Here is a 14,903-nt window from a genome sequence, read left to right on the forward strand (position 1 = left end):
TTCCGCAGATTAGACGGCGAACATCAGCAGCAGCGAGACCAGGAATGCGAAGATCCCCAGGGCTTCTGCGAATGCGATACCGATGAACAGGGTTGCGGTCTGCGATGCAGCCGCCGAAGGGTTGCGCAGGGCGCCGGCCAGGAAGTTGCCTGCAACGTTGCCCACCCCGATTGCGGCTGCGCCGGAACCGATTGCTGCCAGGCCTGCGCCGATGTGTGCGAGATCGCCTTCCATGATGTATCTCCTTACGAATTGGAAGTTTCGATGTTGGGGTATCGGACCTTAGTGCGAAGGATGCAGCGCATCTTTCAGATAAACACAGGTCAGAATGGTGAATACGTAGGCCTGGATGAAGGCCACCAGGACCTCGAGGCCGTACATTGCGGTGATCGCCAGAACGGACACGGGCGAAATCACGGCAACCGCGGCAAAGCCCGCGAACACCTTGATAACCGCGTGACCTGCCATGACGTTACCGGCAAGACGAATGGAGTGGCTGACGGGGCGCACGAAGTACGAGATCAGCTCGATGATCGCCAGAATGGGGCGCAGTGCCAGCGGCGCGCTCGAGACCCAGAACAGGCCCAGGAAGGCTGCGCCGTTCTTGACGAAACCCAGAATGGTCACGGTCAGGAACACGGCCAGCGCCAGCGGGATGGTGACCGCGAAGTGCGACGTGGTTGTAAACGAGGTTGGGATCAGGCCCAGGAAGTTCGCGGAGACGATGAACATGAACAGGGTCATGACATAGGGAAAGAACTTGACGCCTTCCTTGCCGCAGATGTCTTCCAGCATCTTGTAGATGAAGCCGTAGGTCAGCTCGGCGATCGACTGCATCCGGCTGGGCACAATCGCGCGTTTCGATGTAGGCAGAACCAGCAGAGCCGCAACAGCCAGCACCGCGAAAAACAGCCACAAGGTCACGTTGGTGACTGTGAACATGCCCACCGCACCGTCGCCGAACAACGGTTTGACGATGAACTGGTCCATCGGGTGGAATACCAGGCTGCTGCCTTCTGCTGCGGTGGTCTCAGTCGCCACGTTCAGTCCCTCTCGTCCTTCTCGGCAGCCGTCGCCGCCGCTTGTTTCTCTTGAGCCTCTTTCGCGCTGCGGAGCATAACCTTCACGCCCGCGACAAGGCCCAGCAATGTGAACAGCACCAGAAAGATCGGGATCGTCCCGAGCAGGCTGTCCAGCCCGTATCCGATGCCAAATCCGATCCCCAGACCGGATACCATTTCGATGACCATCCTCCAGGCAAGCTCGCCCCCGGAAATGTCAGCATCTGCGCGGGCCTTTGGCTGTTTGGCCTTTTTCGCCGCATCGATCTTGGCCTCCAGCTGCGCCATACGCTGCTTTTGGTCGTCATCGGTCACGGGCGTTTTCCTCGCACAGTCTTGGGCATGGTGCTAAGGCGCACGGGGCGCAGAGTCAACGATCTTGAAGGGTCAGCATTTTGCCACTCAAGTTACTGTTATTATTAATAATATTTTCAAATTAGAATCCCGCATGATCGTCGCGAATTGCCCAATCCCCGGCAAAATGCCGGATTCCGCATATTCAACCTGTTGGTTGATCTTTGTCCTGCACCCTGAGCCGCCAGCGCCGAACAATACGCCCGTCGATCAGCAACAGGCCCAGCAGGATCGCCGCCATGCCCATCAGATGTTCGGGCAGCAGCACCTCTCCCAGCACCCAAGTTCCCAGCACCAGCACCGAGACCGGTGCAACCAGCGTCACGGTCGACATGTTGGTGGGTCCGACCTTGGGCAACAGCCAGTAGAAGGCAATAAAGGCGGCCGAGGTCAGAACAAATCCGATCATCATCAGCGACAGCCATGTCTCGGTCCGCGTCACATGTGGCAGCCCTTCCTGCCACAGCGCAAGCGGTGTGATGGCCAGCGTCGCACCTGTCAGGGCCAGCGCAACCAGCACCACGGGTTGCATGTCGCGGAAAGCCCGCGCGAGATTGAAGGAGAACGCATAACAGATCGGGGCGCAAACGGTCAGCAGGATGGCCCAGAACTCGGACGTCGCCCCGGCGCGCAGTACAGGCAATGACAGCAGCACAATGCCAGAAAAGCCGCAGACGACCCCGAGAGATTTCAGCCATGTCGCGCGCTCACCACCCGGCCAGTAATGCGAGACGATGACAGCAAAGGCAGGTGTCGTTGCGTTGACGATCCCGGCAACGCCTGAGGCGATATGCTGTTGTGCCAGTGCGTAAAACGCGAATGGTCCGGCATAGCTGAGCGCACCAAAGCCCAACAGCCCAAGCGCCCTCCTTGTGGTCAGATGAACCGGCAGGCGGGCGCCCGCGACGTAAACCCAGCACCCCAGCGCACCGAAGGCGACCCGGCCCATCGACACCGAAAGCGGCCCCAGTTCCCGCAGCAATATGGCGTTGAACATGAAGGACATGCCCCAGCCGATGCCAAGGATGCTGATAACCAGCCAGTATCTGAGTGCCATTGCATTCCCCCGTCCGGTCGCCGGGGCACAGTGACGGTTTGGCGGAAATTGTCAAACCGGATGCGGCGTATTAGGAAAGACAAATGTCCGACCAACTCGACACCGTATTTGCTGCCCTCGCCGACCCGACCAGGCGCGCCATTCTGGCGATGCTGCTGGAGGATGATATGGCGGTCACAGACGTGGCTGAGCCGTTCGAGATGTCGCTGGCCGCGATCTCGAAGCATCTGGTCATCCTGACCAGGGCCGGGCTGATCTCGCAGGAAAAACGGGGCCGCGTGAAATGGTGCAAGCTGGAACCCGATGCGCTGCGGGCGGCATCCGTCTGGATGCAGGGCTTCGGGCAGTTCGAACCGGTCAACCTGGATGCGTTCGAACGATTTCTGGAGATTGAACTGCCCACGCCCGAGGACTAAACCAGCTTACCGGACGACAAACACCGACACGCTGGCATGTTTTGCCAGATAGCCGGCGTGGCTTGAAAAGATATAGTCCATGATCCGGGGGGCATGGGTGCCCACCACAATCAGGTCTGCGCCGATCTCGTCGGCTGCACGGGTCAGATCACCGTCCAGTTCAGCGCCGACATCAACGGAATGAATATTGCGGAACGCCACTTCGGCACCGCTTTTCTCGGCCAGTTCACTGGCGAAATCCTGCAGGTCCTGATTGATGGCCGCCTCGGACTGACCGGGTTCGCCCGGTTGGGTTCCTGTCACGCTGACGATGGTGATCCTGGCCCCTTGCCATTGGGCGACCTGCGCGGCGACGTCTGCCGCCTTGCGGACCTCGGGCGGCAAATGCAGATCGACGGGGAACATGATGTGGTTGTACATGATGATTTCCTCCTTGCCCAAAAGCATGGAGAAATTCGAATATATGTACCTTGATCTGCCTCAAGGGCCGGTTTTGCCCGGATTTGCGTCCGTGTCCGTCGCAGGCGCTGCGCCTGCGGGTTCTTCCGGCCTCAGCAACATCAAAAGCGCGACACATGTCATAACCACGCCCACAAGGATCAGTGCAACTGGGGTGCCGTTGCCCAGCGCGATCTCCCACAGGATGACCCAGCTGGGTGTCAGATAAGTATAGGCCATCACCTTGGCCGAGGGCAGATGCAGCGAGGCAAACTGCACCAGCACAAAACTGGCGGCAGTGGCAAAAAGCGAGACATAGAGCAACCCGATCCACACAATGGCAGGCAGGTTTGCCCAATCCGTCGCCCGTATGTCGGACCAGCCGTAGATCGTCAGGATCAGGCAACCCGCAACCAGGGTGCCAAAGGTGAAGACCACGGCGGGTTCACCCCTGTTGAGGCGGCGTATCATCGGGGTGTAGACCGCATGTGCGACGCAACCCCAGAAATAGATGATCTCTCCGCCGCCGATCTCGAAGGCCCGGAACGCTTGCCAGTCGGCGCGAAATATCACCCAAAGCGCCCCGACGGCCCCAACCGCCAGGGCCAGCGCCATGCGGGGCGTGGTGATCTGGCGCAACAGAAACCAACCCGCGATGGCGGACAATACCGGTGTCAGGGTGAACACCGCAGCAGCGCCGACCGGGGGTGCGGTTTTCAGGCCGTAAAACATCAGCACGAAATAGGTGGCGAACAGCCCGCCCAGCACGAAATACCGCCAGGGTGCGCGCGCGGCGCTGCGTGGCAGGCCGGTTGTCGCCATCGCCACGGCACCGATCACCAGTGCCGCAATGGCGAACCTGGCCGCCGTGATCGCCGAAGGCGCAATCTGGTTTGCTATGAGTGAGCCCAGCGAGAAACTGCCGGCCACCAGCATGGAAAACACAAGCATCGCCAGATGGCCGCGGGCCTGAAACGTCACGGCTGCCAGCCTTTGGCCTGCTCCTTGAGGAAGGACAAAAACGCCTGAACTTTCGTTGTGCGGTGCAGGTCGACATGCGTGACCAGCCACAGCTTGCCCGACCATTCGGGCAGCGGTTCCATAACCTCGACCAGTTCCGGGTCGCGCGATGCTTCCCACCGGGCCATAAAGCCGATACCGGCACCGGACAGAACCGCCTCGCGCATGCAGAAGTTGTTGGTGCAGCGAAAGGTGATCGCTTGCGCCGGAGCTGTCGCGCGCAACCATTTCGAAAACGGAGCACGGCTGTTTTCATCGTCGGTGCTGACAAAAAAGTGGTCAGCGAAATCCTCGATACCTGCCGGTTTGCCATGCCGCTCTACGTAAGAGTTGCTGGCATAAAGCCCCACCTCCTGTTTTATGAAGGGCTGCACCACATTGTCCGGCTGATCCGGGGCGGCGCCGGCACGAATGGCCACATGCGCTTCGCCATATTCCAGCCGAAACAGCCGGTCGCCGGTGAGGTAACGCACGATCAGGCCCGGATGGGCAGTCTGAAACTCGGTCAAGGCGGGAACGACCAGCGGCGCCAGCGAGGCCAGCGACGTTACCACCAGCTCTCCCGATACGTCGTCGCCACGCCCCTTCATCCGCCCGACCAGCTGATTGAACTGATCTTCGGTCGCCTGTGCGACGCGCAGAAGATCCTCGCCCGCATCCGTTGCCGTATAGCCGCGCGCGTGACGCTGGAACAGTTTTACCCCCAGCCGTGCCTCGATCGCGTCGATGTGACGGATGACGGTCGCGTGATGCACACCCAAAACTTCTGCCGCGCCACTGACGGTGCCCATGCGCGCCACCTGATAGGCGGTTCTGACTTCGTCCCAATTGTCCACTGCATCAAATCCACTGTGCAAATTCCAACAATGACTGTTGGCTTATCAGAGTTTTGTTCACCCACGCAACGCTCATATTGGCGGCAGACGCGAATTCCACATCAATAGGACACCCTGACATGACCAAGACCATCCTGCATATCGACGCCTCGGCCCGCCGCGAAGGATCCGCCACCCGCGACCTGTCAAACCGGATCGTCAACCACCTGAAGGCCGGCCGCATCATCCGCCGCGACCTGGCCTCGCCGCTGCCGCTGCTGACCGAAGACTGGATCAATGCCAACTTCACCCCCGCCGATCAGCGTGACGCGGTCCAGCGTGACCAACTGGCCCTGTCGGACGAACTGGTGAACGAACTTCAGCAGTCCGACATCATCGTGATTGGCCTGCCGATCTACAACTTTTCGGTTCCGGCCGCTTTCAAAGCCTGGATCGATCTGGTTGCCAGAGCCGGGCTTACTTTCTCGTACTCCGAAAACGGTCCAAAAGGCCTGCTGGACGGTAAGCGCGCCATTCTGGCCATTGCTTCGGGCGGTACTGCCGTCGGCTCCGAGATCGACTTTGCCACCGACTATGCCAAGCATGTGCTGGGCTTTGTCGGCATCCATGACGTCGATGTCGTTGCTGCCGACCAACTGGCTCTGGACGCCGAAACATCGCTTAGCAACGCCCACAAGGCGGTTCAGGAACTGGCAGCCTGACCGGCCGTCGCCCGCCGCAAACGAGACGTCCGGCCTTCGTCCAAAAAGCGTAGGCCGGACATTTTTTGATGGGCAGAAACCGCGAGCCCGCCGCAAGAAACCCTTAGCTTTTTCTGTTCCCTAGTTCCTTTGCCGGAAGCCCGCGCCGTCGGGCCTGCGCTCAGGGCAGCCAGGTGACCTGGCAGCCGATCCTGTCGAAGAACGCCATCAGGTCGGCGCGCGCCATTGCCACAGTCCGGTCGTTCACCAGCGGGTGCAGGTAGATCACATCGGCCTGCCGCGCGGCGCCATCCATGAAAAACCGAACGTTGTTCTGAACGCCATTGATCATCGCCAACGGGCTGACCGCGCCGGGGCGGATGCCAAGGTTCTGCATCAGGCGATCCGCCGAGCCAAAGGACAGGTTCCCGATACCAAGCTCGGCGCCCAGCGCCTTGAGATCAATCTCGCGGTTTTGCTCCAGCGTCACCAGATAGTTCCGCTTTTTCTTGTCGCGCAGATAGAGGTTTTTGAGCCGCAGTGCATTTTCCCCCGGCATCATGAACTGGTCCTCGACCGCCTGAGACTCCTCGACCGTGCGCAGTGGCACGTGGGTATGCAGACGATAGGACAACCCCCAATCATCCAACTGCGCCAGCAACGCGTCAGAGCTGAGCGGTAGTGTGTCCTGAAAGGCGAATGATGCGTCCATGGGAACGTCCTGTTTGGCGCGCTCTTGGCGCAACATGGCGATGAATTCAAGCCACGACAGTGCCAGAATTCGGTGTTAGCGTGCCGCCATGAAGGTGACGCGCAATACCCCGGACCAATTGATCCTGTCCAACACGCCCTGGTTTATTGGCATCTCTCTGGTCTTCTTCATCCTCGCCTTTGTCGGCGCCGGCCTGTTCATGGTCAGCGGAGGCGGCGAGGGGATTATATTCGGTATCTTCTTCGCCCTGTTCGGTGGCGGGATGGGGTTCGGTGCCTTTTGCGCGTTTGTCCGCCGCGTACAGGTCATACTGGACCGCCGCACCAACAGTATCCTGATCCGCCGTCAGTCCGTCTTTGGCTATGACACTGTCGAGCACAAGCTGTCGGACCTGTCCCACGCAGAGATCGAAACCACGCGATCATCCGGCAAAAACGGGTCTTCCAACCTTCACCGACCGGTGCTGATTTTGAACCAAGGAATGAGCGCTGGACGCCACCCGATTGTCGAAGCCTATGCCAGCGGGCGCGGATCACACCGAATGGTTGACGCCGTTAACGACTGGTTGCCGACCCGCAAGGTTGACTCCGGCAGCCAATCGGCCTAAAGCCCCCTCAAACATCCGGAAGCCTCTCGATCTTCCGGTCCCTTGAGTCGATCAGGGATCGCCCCCCACCAGCGAGTTTCGCCCGTGGGGGCAATTGTGCATTTAACCGGTGCTTCCTACCTTGGAGGTGCCACCAGATAAACGGCATAGGAGGCCGAAGGCATGTTTGAAAATCTATCCGAACGCCTTTCCGGCGTCTTTGACCGGCTGACCAAACAGGGTGCTCTGTCCGAAGAAGACGTCAAGACCGCCCTGCGTGAGGTCCGTGTTGCCCTGCTTGAGGCCGACGTCTCGCTGCCGGTGGCCCGCGAATTCGTCAAGAAGGTGCAGGAACAGGCGACCGGGCAGGCAGTGACCAAGTCGATCACCCCCGGTCAGCAGGTCGTCAAGATCGTGCATGACGCACTGGTCGATACCCTGCGTGGCGAAGAAGACCCCGGCAAGCTGAAGATCGACAACCCACCTGCCCCGATCCTGATGGTCGGTCTGCAGGGCTCGGGTAAAACGACCACCACCGGTAAGCTCGCCAAACGCCTGAAGGAGAAAGAGGGCAAGAAGGTCCTGATGGCCTCGCTGGACGTCTATCGCCCGGCGGCGATGGATCAGCTTGCGGTTCTGGGCACTCAGGTCGGCGTCGATACCCTGCCGATCGTTCCCGGTCAGAAGCCGGTCGACATCGCCAAGCGCGCCAAACAGCAGGCAACGCTGGGCGGCTATGACGTCTACATGCTCGACACCGCGGGCCGTCTGCATATCGACGAAGTGCTGATGGACGAGGTCGAGCAAGTCCGCAACGTGGTCGACCCGCGTGAGACGCTGCTGGTTGTCGACGGTCTGACCGGTCAGGTCGCTGTTGAAGTGGCGGAAGAATTTGACGCCAAGGTTGGCATCTCGGGCGTGGTCCTGACCCGGATGGACGGTGACGGGCGCGGCGGTGCGGCGCTGTCGATGCGCGCGGTCACCGGCAAGCCGATCCGTTTCGTCGGTCTGGGCGAGAAGATGGACGCGCTCGAAACCTTCGAGCCGGACCGGATCGCCGGTCGTATTCTGGGCATGGGCGACATCGTTGCTCTGGTCGAAAAGGCCCAGGAAACGATGGAGATGGAACAGACCGAGCGCATGATGAAGCGCATGGTCAAAGGTCAGTTCAATATGAACGACCTGAAGATGCAGCTGGAGCAGATGATCCAGATGGGCGGCATGCAGGGCATGATGGGCATGATGCCGGGCATGGGCAAAATGGCCAAGCAGATGGATCAGGCCGGTCTGGACGACAAGATCCTGCGCCAGCAGATCGCCTTGATCCAATCCATGACCAAACGCGAACGCGCCAACCCGCAATTGCTGCAGGCCAGCCGCAAGAAACGGATTGCAGCCGGTTCGGGGATGGAGGTCAGCGACCTCAACAAGCTGCTCAAGATGCACCGGCAGATGTCGGACATGATGAAAAAGATGGGCAAGATGGGCAAAGGCAAGATGCTGAAACAAGCCATGAAGGGCATGTTCGGCAAAGGTGGCCCCTCGCCCGAAGAAATGGCCGCTGGCATGGACCCCAAGGCGCTGGAACAGGCCGCCAAGGCAATGGGCGGCAAGATGCCCGGAATGCCAGGCATGGGCAGCGGCATGGCTCTGCCCCCGGGGCTGAGCGGGTTCGGAAAGAAAAAGTGACGCCAGCACGCTGCACCCAGCCCCCGTCCGGAAAGGCGGCGATGGCAGCAGCGCAGTATCGCGCGGCTCTGCCGGTCCTTGAGACCCGGCGGCTGGTTCTGCGTGCTCCTACCCTGAATGATCTGCCGGTATGGACAGCGATCTGCAAGGAAAGCTTTGGCGATACCGATCAGGAAGCCTGGACCGAGTTCTCGTACTATTCATCCGGCTGGCTCCTGCATGGCCATGGCCTGTTCACGGCCGCATTGAGAGATCAGGAAGTGGCCATTGGCTTTGTCGTTCTGGGTCTCGAATGGGACGATCAGGAACCCGAGCTTGGCTATCTGTTTTCAGCCGATCATCGCATGCAGGGCTATGCGACCGAAGCTTGTGCCGCGGTTCGCGATTTCGGCTTTGATCTTCTCGGATCGGGTTGCTTCGTTAGCTATGTGTCGGCATCCAACACCCGATCAAATGCACTTGCCAAACGGCTGGGCGCTGTGCGGGACGTGAATGCAGAGCACGCGATTGGCGCGGATCAGCATGTCTGGCGTTATGGCGAGGTGCAGGCATGACACTTGCGTTGGCCATACCCACCCTTGAGACTGAGCGCCTGATTATGCGTGCGCCGTCGGAAGCGGATCTTGACGCCGATACAGCGTTTTTCGCCAGCGATGCCGCGCGATATGTCGGCGGTCCGCTGCGCCGGGATGAGACATGGCGTCTGGTCGCCTCGCTTGTGGGCCATTGGGCGTTGCGCGGCTACGGGTACTGGAGTGTCGATGAAAAGGACACCGGCACCTATGTCGGGCGGATCGGTCTTTGGTGTCCGGAAGGCTGGCCCGAGCCCGAGGTCGGCTGGACGCTGATGAACCACGCCACCGGCAAGGGCTATGCGACCGAAGCCGCGCTGACCGCTCGGGCATATGCCTATGACGTGCTGGGGTGGGAAACGGCGATTTCGCTGATCGATCTGGATAATCACGCCAGCAAGGCGGTGGCCCAACGTCTGGGGGCGCAGTTCGAATATCACTATGACCACCCCAAATTCGGCAAAACCGAAATCTGGCGGCACCCTGCCCCGGCTGATCTGTTGAATGGCGGGATGGAGGCCTACGCATGATAGACCTCTGCATTCCTACCCTGAAAACCGAACGCCTGATCCTGCGCGGACCCGAGGCGCGGGATTTCGACAATGTCGCGGATTTCTTTGCCGACAAGGACCGCAGCTGGGGTTTTGGCGGACCGCTGGACCGAAATCAGGCGTGGCGCTGGTTTGCCAGCATGATCGGCCATTGGGTTCTGCACGGCTATGGCTTCTGGACCGTTGAAACACATGACGGCCAGCCCGTGGGCTTTGTCGGACTGTGGTCGCCGGAAGGCTGGCCCGAACCGGAACTGGGCTGGGTCATGTTCGCCGGAAGCGAAGGCAAAGGCTATGCCCATGAGGCCGCTCAAGAGGCGCGCCTCTATGCCTATGAGGTTCTGGGGTTCGAAACGCTGAGCTCGAATATCTTTCCGGGTAACGAGCGCTCGATCGCACTGGCCGAACGGCTGGGCGCGCAGTACGAGCGCAGTTTCGAAAACGTCTCGCACGGCACCGAACTGGTGTACCGCCATCCCGGCCCCGACCAGATTTCGGAGGGGCTCGCATGACGACATTCACCATCCCTTCGATTGAAACCGAGCGCCTGATCCTGCGGGCGCCCAAATTGGGTGATTTGCCCGCAATGACCGCATTCTTTGCGACCGAACGCAGTCATATGGTTGGCGGACCCAAGGATGAATTCGCCTGCTGGAGTTCACTGGCAAGCCGGCTGGGGCACTGGGCACTGAGAGGCTATGGCCTGTGGCATCTGACCGAAAAGGCCAGTGGCGCCTTCGTGGGATGGGCCGGTATGATCGATGTCCCCGGCTGGGCCGAACCCGAACTGGGCTGGACCCTGATGGCCGAGGCCGAAGGCAAAGGTCTGGGTTATGAGGCTGCGAACGCGGCCCGTGCCTATGCGGCGCGGCACCAGGGCCTGAACGGCGTCATTTCCTACATTGCCCACGCGAACGACCGCTCGCGCACCCTGGCCGAGCGGCTTGGGGCCACCTACGAGCGCGACGGTGAATTGCTGGGCAAAAAGGCCCAGATCTGGCGCCACCCGCAGATTGACCCAATGACCTCCGAAAGGACCGGCCAATGACCAACCCCGTGACACAGGCTGCTGCGTTGCTGAAGGATCACCGCGAGAGCATCGACCGGCTGGACGCGATCCTTGTCTATACGCTGGGCGAGCGGTTCAAGCACACGCAGGCCGTTGGAAAGCTCAAGGCCGCACACGACCTTCCCCCGTCCGATCCCTCGCGCGAAGCTGCGCAGATCGCACGGTTAGAAGACCTGGCAAAAGAGGCCGATCTGGACCCCGATTTCGCCAAGGCTTTCCTGAACTTCATCATTCAGGAAGTCATCCGACACCATAAGAAACACCAGAACTAAACCGGGATTGTCCCGGCTTTCACAAGACACGCCGTTGGCGTGATGCCATTCAAAGGAGATACCACCATGGCAATGAAAATTCGTCTCGCCCGCGGCGGCTCGAAAAAGCGTCCTTTCTACCGCATCGTGGCTGCTGACAGCCGCATGCCCCGCGACGGCCGTTTCATCGAGAAACTGGGCACCTACAACCCGCTGCTGCCGAAAGACAGCGAAGAGCGCGTGAAAATGGACATGGAGCGCATTCAGTACTGGCTGGACCAGGGTGCTCAGCCCACCGACCGTATCGCACGCATGCTGGAAGCAGCCGGCGCACGTGACAAGGCCGAGCGCAACAACCCCAATAAGGGTACCCCGGGCAAGAAAGCCCAGGAGCGCGCGGAAGAGAAAGCTGCAAAGGCTGCTGAAGCTGCCGAAGCCGCTGCCGCACCGACTGAAGAAGCTGCTGCTGAAGAATAAGCAAGGCGGGCGCGTGCAGGATCAGACCTTCAGTGATGATTTCCGCACGCAGTTCGATCTGCTGATGCGGCTCCGGCGCGATGTGCGCCGGTTCCGCACCGATGCCGTGGACGAGGCAGTGCTGACGCGCTGCCTCGACACGTTTCGGCTGGCCCCATCGGTGGGGCTGAGCGAACCCTGGCGCGTGATCCGCGTCGAAAGCGATAAAGCCCGCACTGCGGCGCTTGAGAATTTCCAGACCGCGAATGCCGAGGCCCTTGCCGGATATTCCGGCGAGAAGGCGCAGCTTTACAGCAGCCTCAAGTTGTCGGGCATGCGCGAGGCCCCTGTGCAACTGGCTGTCTTCTGCGACGATGCCACGGACAAGGGTCTGAGGCTGGGCGCAGGCACGATGCCCGAAATGCGTCGGTATTCCGTGGTCACCGCGATCACACTGTTCTGGCTGTCCCTTCGGGCCGAGGGGCTGGGGCTGGGATGGGTGTCCATTCTGGACCCCGACCGGTTGACGCAGGACCTGAAAGTGCCGGACAGCTGGCGCCTGATCGGGTATTTCTGCATCGGCTGGCCCGAGACGTTGTCAGACACGCCGGAACTGGAGCGTGCCGGTTGGGAAAACCGTCAGGACAGTCTGACCGTCGAGGTGCGATAGACTTATGTTTGGGCTGATGCGGCTTCCCATCCTGCTGATGATCGCTTTTATTGTCGGCGTGTTTTTCGAACGCAGCAATCAGCGCGACGCCTGTGCCACGCGCGGAGACTGGCAGGACGGAGTTTGTGTGACGGTGGAAGGGTCCAATGACTGATCTGATCTGTGTAGGCAGTATCGCCGGGTCTTACGGCGTGCGGGGCGAAGTGCGGTTGAAAAGCTACTGCGCGATCCCCGAAGACATCGAATCATATTCTCCGCTGACCGACGAAAGCGGCGCGGAGCGGTACCCGCTTGTGCTGACCCGGACGATCAAGAACGGCTTTGCCGCGCGGCTGGGTGGAATTGAAACAAAGGAACAGGCCGATGCGATCAAGGGTCTGCGCCTGTTTGCGCGGCGCGACCAGTTGCCCTCGCTGCCGGATGACGAGTTTTATCATACGGACCTGATCGGGCTTGAGGTCTATGACACCGGCGGCACGCTTCTGGGCCGGGTGAAATCGGTGCAGAACCATGGCGCGGCAGACCTGTTGGAACTGCAGGGGCCGGGGATGAACACCACGGTTCTGCTGCCCTTCACGCTTGAGGTCGTGCCGACGGTCGATCTGGATCAGGGGCGTATCATCGCCGACCCGCCGGAGGGTCTGCTGTAATGCGGCGAATAATGCTGCATCTGGGTCTGCACAAAACAGGCACCACTGCGGCACAGTCCTTCCTGTATGAAAACCGCGAGTTGATCTGGCCCCATTTCGCGCTGGTGCTGCCTTACAAGACCCGCAAGACAGGGCTGTCCGGTGCGGCCACCCGTCACTCGGTCTATGGGACAGTGGGAACGTTGGCCGAGTTTGGCGGCCAGATGCGCGAGTTTCTGGATACACTGGAATTCGGAACCAAACGCGGGCTGATCCTGAGCGAAGAGAATTTCAGCGGCCTGCGTCCCAGCCGCAACCTGAGTCAGGGCTACGCTGCGGCCCCGGATCTGGCCGCGTGTATCGTCGATTCGATCCGACAGCGGCTGGTCGGAGAGGATCTGGACATAACGCTCTATCTGTCGCTGCGCCAGCGCGGCGCATGGCTGCGCAGCCTGTGGGCGCATGATTTGCAACGCACTCGGATGGTGCAGGATTTCGAAACCTTCCGTTCCAACCTTGATCAACTGCCCTCGCTTGAAGACACAGTGAACAGCATTCGGGACAAGCTGCCATCGGTCACCGTGCAGTCGGAATGGCTGGAAGACATGCTACAGCGCCGTTTTGGCCCTGGTGCGCCATTTGCAGAGTTCCTCAGGTTGTCACGAGACAAAACCGCCCGGATTGTACCGCCGAACAAGGTCAATCCCAGCCTGCCGGAAGACACATTGACCGAGCTTCTGGCGTTGAACCGGTCACGACTGGACGAGGCCGCGCTGACCCGTCAGAAAGCAGCGATCATCGAATCTGTGCAGGACGAGATCTACGGGACCCCATGACTGACAAGCCCAACAAATCCCATGGCCGCAAGGCGATCCGGCCCACGCTGAAACCTCGCGAATTGATAACGCCGACACCCGATCTGCATGGCGTGTGGAAAGCCAGGATCATCACGCTGTTCCCATCGGCCTTCCCCGGCGTGTTGGGCGAAAGCCTGACCGGCAAAGCCCTGCAAGAGGGGTTGTGGCAGTTGGAAACGATCGATCTGCGCCGGTTTGGGGTCGGCAAGCACCGCAATGTCGATGACACGCCGGCCGGCGGCGGGGCCGGAATGGTCCTGCGCCCGGATGTTCTGGGCGAGGCGATTGAACACGCGATGGCGGGCGTTCAGGGCAACTGGCCCCTGATCTACCTCAGCCCGCGCGGCCGGCCGATGAACCAGGCCATGATGCAATCGCTGGCGCGATGTGAGGGCATGACCTTGCTGTGTGGCCGCTTCGAAGGTGTCGATGAACGGGTGCTGGAGCATTACGGCGTTCAGGAGGTTTCGCTTGGTGATTTCGTCATGACCGGGGGCGAGATTGCAGCACAGGCCCTGATTGACGCGACTGTCCGGCTGATCCCCGGCGTGCTGGGCAATCAGGCTTCGACCGAGGATGAGAGTTTTTCGTCGGGGCTGCTGGAACATCCGCAATATACCCGCCCCGCCGAATGGAAGGGGCGGCCGATCCCCGACGTTCTGATGTCCGGACACCATGGCCGAATCGCTGAATGGCGTCACAGCATGGCCGAGAAGCTGACTCGGGACAGGCGTCCGGATATCTGGGAGAGCTACAGCAAATCCAAGAGCGGCGATTCTGAAGCGGAGTGACCCGTCTCGCCCAACTGCGTGCGCGAAACGAAGGCCATTTATTCAATTTCTGACTGCATTTCTTAAGAGGATGCCACAGTTCGAAGAAATACGACAAAAAATTACATAGAACTGACACGATCTGGCAATAGTTGCGCCCCTTTCCTGAGACAAAAACAATCAATCCTGCCTGCCATTTGACCAGTACAGTTTTAACGAGGGGGTAACT

General features: G+C 60.4%; 23 protein-coding genes. 15 read left to right on the forward strand and 8 right to left on the reverse strand.

Features of this window, described 5'->3' with window-relative positions; genetic code table 11:
• Nucleotides 1-9: 9 nt before the first annotated feature.
• The 4 genes from AC2FIR_RS18975 to AC2FIR_RS18990 all read right to left on the reverse strand — a co-directional run bounded on the left by AC2FIR_RS18975 (nt 10) and on the right by AC2FIR_RS18990 (nt 2,472).
• Complete coding sequence (locus AC2FIR_RS18975; protein ID WP_005981269.1) at nt 10-234, reverse strand: F0F1 ATP synthase subunit C; 225 nt, start codon at nt 232-234, stop codon at nt 10-12.
• A 48-nt stretch (nt 235-282) separates the two neighbouring features.
• Nucleotides 283-1,041, reverse strand: coding sequence for a F0F1 ATP synthase subunit A (locus AC2FIR_RS18980; protein ID WP_170328351.1), 759 nt, complete (start codon nt 1,039-1,041; stop codon nt 283-285).
• A 2-nt stretch (nt 1,042-1,043) separates the two neighbouring features.
• A complete protein-coding gene (locus AC2FIR_RS18985) occupies nt 1,044-1,376 on the reverse strand; it encodes an AtpZ/AtpI family protein (protein ID WP_170611995.1) in 333 nt (110 codons plus the stop codon).
• 184 nt (nt 1,377-1,560) lie between these two features.
• Nucleotides 1,561-2,472 carry a DMT family transporter gene (locus tag AC2FIR_RS18990; RefSeq protein ID WP_496747225.1) on the reverse strand — a complete coding sequence of 304 codons (912 nt, stop codon included), beginning with the start codon at nt 2,470-2,472 and terminating at the stop codon, nt 1,561-1,563.
• Nucleotides 2,473-2,555: 83 nt separating this feature from the next.
• Here AC2FIR_RS18990 and AC2FIR_RS18995 point away from each other — a divergent pair, with 83 nt between their 5' ends.
• Complete coding sequence (locus AC2FIR_RS18995) at nt 2,556-2,888, forward strand: ArsR/SmtB family transcription factor (RefSeq protein WP_170619201.1); 333 nt, start codon at nt 2,556-2,558, stop codon at nt 2,886-2,888.
• Between the two features lie 6 nt (nt 2,889-2,894).
• On the opposite strand, the gene AC2FIR_RS19000 is transcribed toward AC2FIR_RS18995, so the two are convergent.
• The 3 genes from AC2FIR_RS19000 to AC2FIR_RS19010 are packed head-to-tail and all read right to left on the reverse strand — an operon-like array spanning nt 2,895 to nt 5,182.
• A complete protein-coding gene (locus AC2FIR_RS19000) occupies nt 2,895-3,308 on the reverse strand; it encodes a universal stress protein (RefSeq protein WP_170612001.1) in 414 nt (137 codons plus the stop codon).
• A 60-nt stretch (nt 3,309-3,368) separates the two neighbouring features.
• Nucleotides 3,369-4,307 carry a DMT family transporter gene (locus AC2FIR_RS19005; RefSeq protein ID WP_496747227.1) on the reverse strand — a complete coding sequence of 313 codons (939 nt, stop codon included), beginning with the start codon at nt 4,305-4,307 and terminating at the stop codon, nt 3,369-3,371.
• Nucleotides 4,304-5,182, reverse strand: a complete 879-nt coding sequence (locus AC2FIR_RS19010; protein WP_496747229.1) for a LysR family transcriptional regulator — start codon at nt 5,180-5,182, stop codon at nt 4,304-4,306. Before AC2FIR_RS19010 ends, AC2FIR_RS19005 begins: the two co-directional genes overlap by 4 nt.
• A 119-nt stretch (nt 5,183-5,301) precedes the next feature.
• Between AC2FIR_RS19010 and AC2FIR_RS19015 the strand changes: the two genes are divergently transcribed.
• Nucleotides 5,302-5,883, forward strand: a complete 582-nt coding sequence (locus AC2FIR_RS19015; RefSeq protein ID WP_170825217.1) for an FMN-dependent NADH-azoreductase — start codon at nt 5,302-5,304, stop codon at nt 5,881-5,883.
• 160 nt (nt 5,884-6,043) lie between these two features.
• Here the strand turns inward: AC2FIR_RS19015 and AC2FIR_RS19020 are convergent, their stop codons facing one another.
• Nucleotides 6,044-6,574, reverse strand: coding sequence for a prolyl-tRNA synthetase associated domain-containing protein (locus tag AC2FIR_RS19020; RefSeq protein WP_496747231.1), 531 nt, complete (start codon nt 6,572-6,574; stop codon nt 6,044-6,046).
• A gap of 88 nt (nt 6,575-6,662) precedes the next feature.
• Here AC2FIR_RS19020 and AC2FIR_RS19025 point away from each other — a divergent pair, with 88 nt between their 5' ends.
• The 13 genes from AC2FIR_RS19025 to trmD all read left to right on the forward strand — a co-directional run bounded on the left by AC2FIR_RS19025 (nt 6,663) and on the right by trmD (nt 14,695).
• Nucleotides 6,663-7,181, forward strand: coding sequence for a hypothetical protein (locus AC2FIR_RS19025; RefSeq protein WP_496747233.1), 519 nt, complete (start codon nt 6,663-6,665; stop codon nt 7,179-7,181).
• Between the two features lie 162 nt (nt 7,182-7,343).
• Nucleotides 7,344-8,849 (forward strand): signal recognition particle protein, encoded by a 1,506-nt coding sequence (gene ffh, locus AC2FIR_RS19030; RefSeq protein WP_496747235.1) that lies wholly within the window; start codon nt 7,344-7,346, stop codon nt 8,847-8,849.
• Entirely contained in the window at nt 8,846-9,403 is a 558-nt protein-coding gene (locus AC2FIR_RS19035; RefSeq protein ID WP_496762890.1) for a GNAT family N-acetyltransferase, read from the forward strand. Before ffh ends, AC2FIR_RS19035 begins: the two co-directional genes overlap by 4 nt.
• Nucleotides 9,400-9,951 carry a GNAT family N-acetyltransferase gene (locus tag AC2FIR_RS19040; protein ID WP_496747238.1) on the forward strand — a complete coding sequence of 184 codons (552 nt, stop codon included), beginning with the start codon at nt 9,400-9,402 and terminating at the stop codon, nt 9,949-9,951. The genes AC2FIR_RS19035 and AC2FIR_RS19040 overlap by 4 nt, the downstream gene beginning before the upstream one ends.
• Nucleotides 9,948-10,484, forward strand: coding sequence for a GNAT family N-acetyltransferase (locus AC2FIR_RS19045; protein ID WP_170681594.1), 537 nt, complete (start codon nt 9,948-9,950; stop codon nt 10,482-10,484). The genes AC2FIR_RS19040 and AC2FIR_RS19045 overlap by 4 nt, the downstream gene beginning before the upstream one ends.
• Nucleotides 10,481-11,020, forward strand: coding sequence for a GNAT family N-acetyltransferase (locus AC2FIR_RS19050; RefSeq protein ID WP_496747241.1), 540 nt, complete (start codon nt 10,481-10,483; stop codon nt 11,018-11,020). Before AC2FIR_RS19045 ends, AC2FIR_RS19050 begins: the two co-directional genes overlap by 4 nt.
• Nucleotides 11,017-11,313: a chorismate mutase gene (locus tag AC2FIR_RS19055; protein WP_039541590.1), complete on the forward strand. Its 297-nt coding sequence runs from the start codon at nt 11,017-11,019 to the stop codon at nt 11,311-11,313. Before AC2FIR_RS19050 ends, AC2FIR_RS19055 begins: the two co-directional genes overlap by 4 nt.
• Nucleotides 11,314-11,379: 66 nt before the next feature.
• The gene (gene rpsP / locus AC2FIR_RS19060) at nt 11,380-11,769 is read left to right on the forward strand and encodes a 30S ribosomal protein S16 (protein WP_170612020.1); all 390 of its coding nucleotides are present in this window, start codon (nt 11,380-11,382) and stop codon (nt 11,767-11,769) included.
• A 13-nt stretch (nt 11,770-11,782) separates the two neighbouring features.
• Nucleotides 11,783-12,418 (forward strand): 5,6-dimethylbenzimidazole synthase, encoded by a 636-nt coding sequence (gene bluB, locus AC2FIR_RS19065; RefSeq protein ID WP_496747242.1) that lies wholly within the window; start codon nt 11,783-11,785, stop codon nt 12,416-12,418.
• Between the two features lie 4 nt (nt 12,419-12,422).
• Nucleotides 12,423-12,572, forward strand: a complete 150-nt coding sequence (locus AC2FIR_RS19070; protein ID WP_170612024.1) for a hypothetical protein — start codon at nt 12,423-12,425, stop codon at nt 12,570-12,572.
• A complete protein-coding gene (gene rimM / locus AC2FIR_RS19075; RefSeq protein ID WP_170612026.1) occupies nt 12,565-13,068 on the forward strand; it encodes a ribosome maturation factor RimM in 504 nt (167 codons plus the stop codon). The genes AC2FIR_RS19070 and rimM overlap by 8 nt, the downstream gene beginning before the upstream one ends.
• Complete coding sequence (locus AC2FIR_RS19080; protein ID WP_170681613.1) at nt 13,068-13,883, forward strand: hypothetical protein; 816 nt, start codon at nt 13,068-13,070, stop codon at nt 13,881-13,883. The genes rimM and AC2FIR_RS19080 overlap by 1 nt, the downstream gene beginning before the upstream one ends.
• Nucleotides 13,880-14,695 (forward strand): tRNA (guanosine(37)-N1)-methyltransferase TrmD, encoded by an 816-nt coding sequence (trmD, locus tag AC2FIR_RS19085; RefSeq protein ID WP_170612030.1) that lies wholly within the window; start codon nt 13,880-13,882, stop codon nt 14,693-14,695. The genes AC2FIR_RS19080 and trmD overlap by 4 nt, the downstream gene beginning before the upstream one ends.
• Nucleotides 14,696-14,903 lie beyond the last annotated feature (208 nt).

It is taken from the genome of Ruegeria sp. CDSB136 (genome assembly GCF_059610965.1).

Excerpts from the sequence above, each read along its gene's own strand:
- rimM (WP_170612026.1), top strand. The coding sequence starts at position 12,565 with ATGACTGATCTGATCTGTGTAGGCAGTATCGCCGGGTCTTACGGCGTG.
- AC2FIR_RS18990 (WP_496747225.1), bottom strand. The coding sequence starts at position 2,472 with ATGGCACTCAGATACTGGCTGGTTATCAGCATCCTTGGCATCGGCTGG.
- AC2FIR_RS19015 (WP_170825217.1), top strand. The coding sequence starts at position 5,302 with ATGACCAAGACCATCCTGCATATCGACGCCTCGGCCCGCCGCGAAGGA.
- AC2FIR_RS19020 (WP_496747231.1), bottom strand. The coding sequence starts at position 6,574 with ATGGACGCATCATTCGCCTTTCAGGACACACTACCGCTCAGCTCTGAC.
- AC2FIR_RS19055 (WP_039541590.1), top strand. The coding sequence starts at position 11,017 with ATGACCAACCCCGTGACACAGGCTGCTGCGTTGCTGAAGGATCACCGC.
- AC2FIR_RS19045 (WP_170681594.1), top strand. The coding sequence starts at position 9,948 with ATGATAGACCTCTGCATTCCTACCCTGAAAACCGAACGCCTGATCCTG.
- AC2FIR_RS19040 (WP_496747238.1), top strand. The coding sequence starts at position 9,400 with ATGACACTTGCGTTGGCCATACCCACCCTTGAGACTGAGCGCCTGATT.
- AC2FIR_RS19070 (WP_170612024.1), top strand. The coding sequence starts at position 12,423 with ATGTTTGGGCTGATGCGGCTTCCCATCCTGCTGATGATCGCTTTTATT.
- AC2FIR_RS18975 (WP_005981269.1), bottom strand. The coding sequence starts at position 234 with ATGGAAGGCGATCTCGCACACATCGGCGCAGGCCTGGCAGCAATCGGT.
- AC2FIR_RS19025 (WP_496747233.1), top strand. The coding sequence starts at position 6,663 with ATGAAGGTGACGCGCAATACCCCGGACCAATTGATCCTGTCCAACACG.
- AC2FIR_RS18995 (WP_170619201.1), top strand. The coding sequence starts at position 2,556 with ATGTCCGACCAACTCGACACCGTATTTGCTGCCCTCGCCGACCCGACC.
- AC2FIR_RS19050 (WP_496747241.1), top strand. The coding sequence starts at position 10,481 with ATGACGACATTCACCATCCCTTCGATTGAAACCGAGCGCCTGATCCTG.
- trmD (WP_170612030.1), top strand. The coding sequence starts at position 13,880 with ATGACTGACAAGCCCAACAAATCCCATGGCCGCAAGGCGATCCGGCCC.
- rpsP (WP_170612020.1), top strand. The coding sequence starts at position 11,380 with ATGGCAATGAAAATTCGTCTCGCCCGCGGCGGCTCGAAAAAGCGTCCT.
- AC2FIR_RS19080 (WP_170681613.1), top strand. The coding sequence starts at position 13,068 with ATGCGGCGAATAATGCTGCATCTGGGTCTGCACAAAACAGGCACCACT.
- AC2FIR_RS19000 (WP_170612001.1), bottom strand. The coding sequence starts at position 3,308 with ATGTACAACCACATCATGTTCCCCGTCGATCTGCATTTGCCGCCCGAG.
- ffh (WP_496747235.1), top strand. The coding sequence starts at position 7,344 with ATGTTTGAAAATCTATCCGAACGCCTTTCCGGCGTCTTTGACCGGCTG.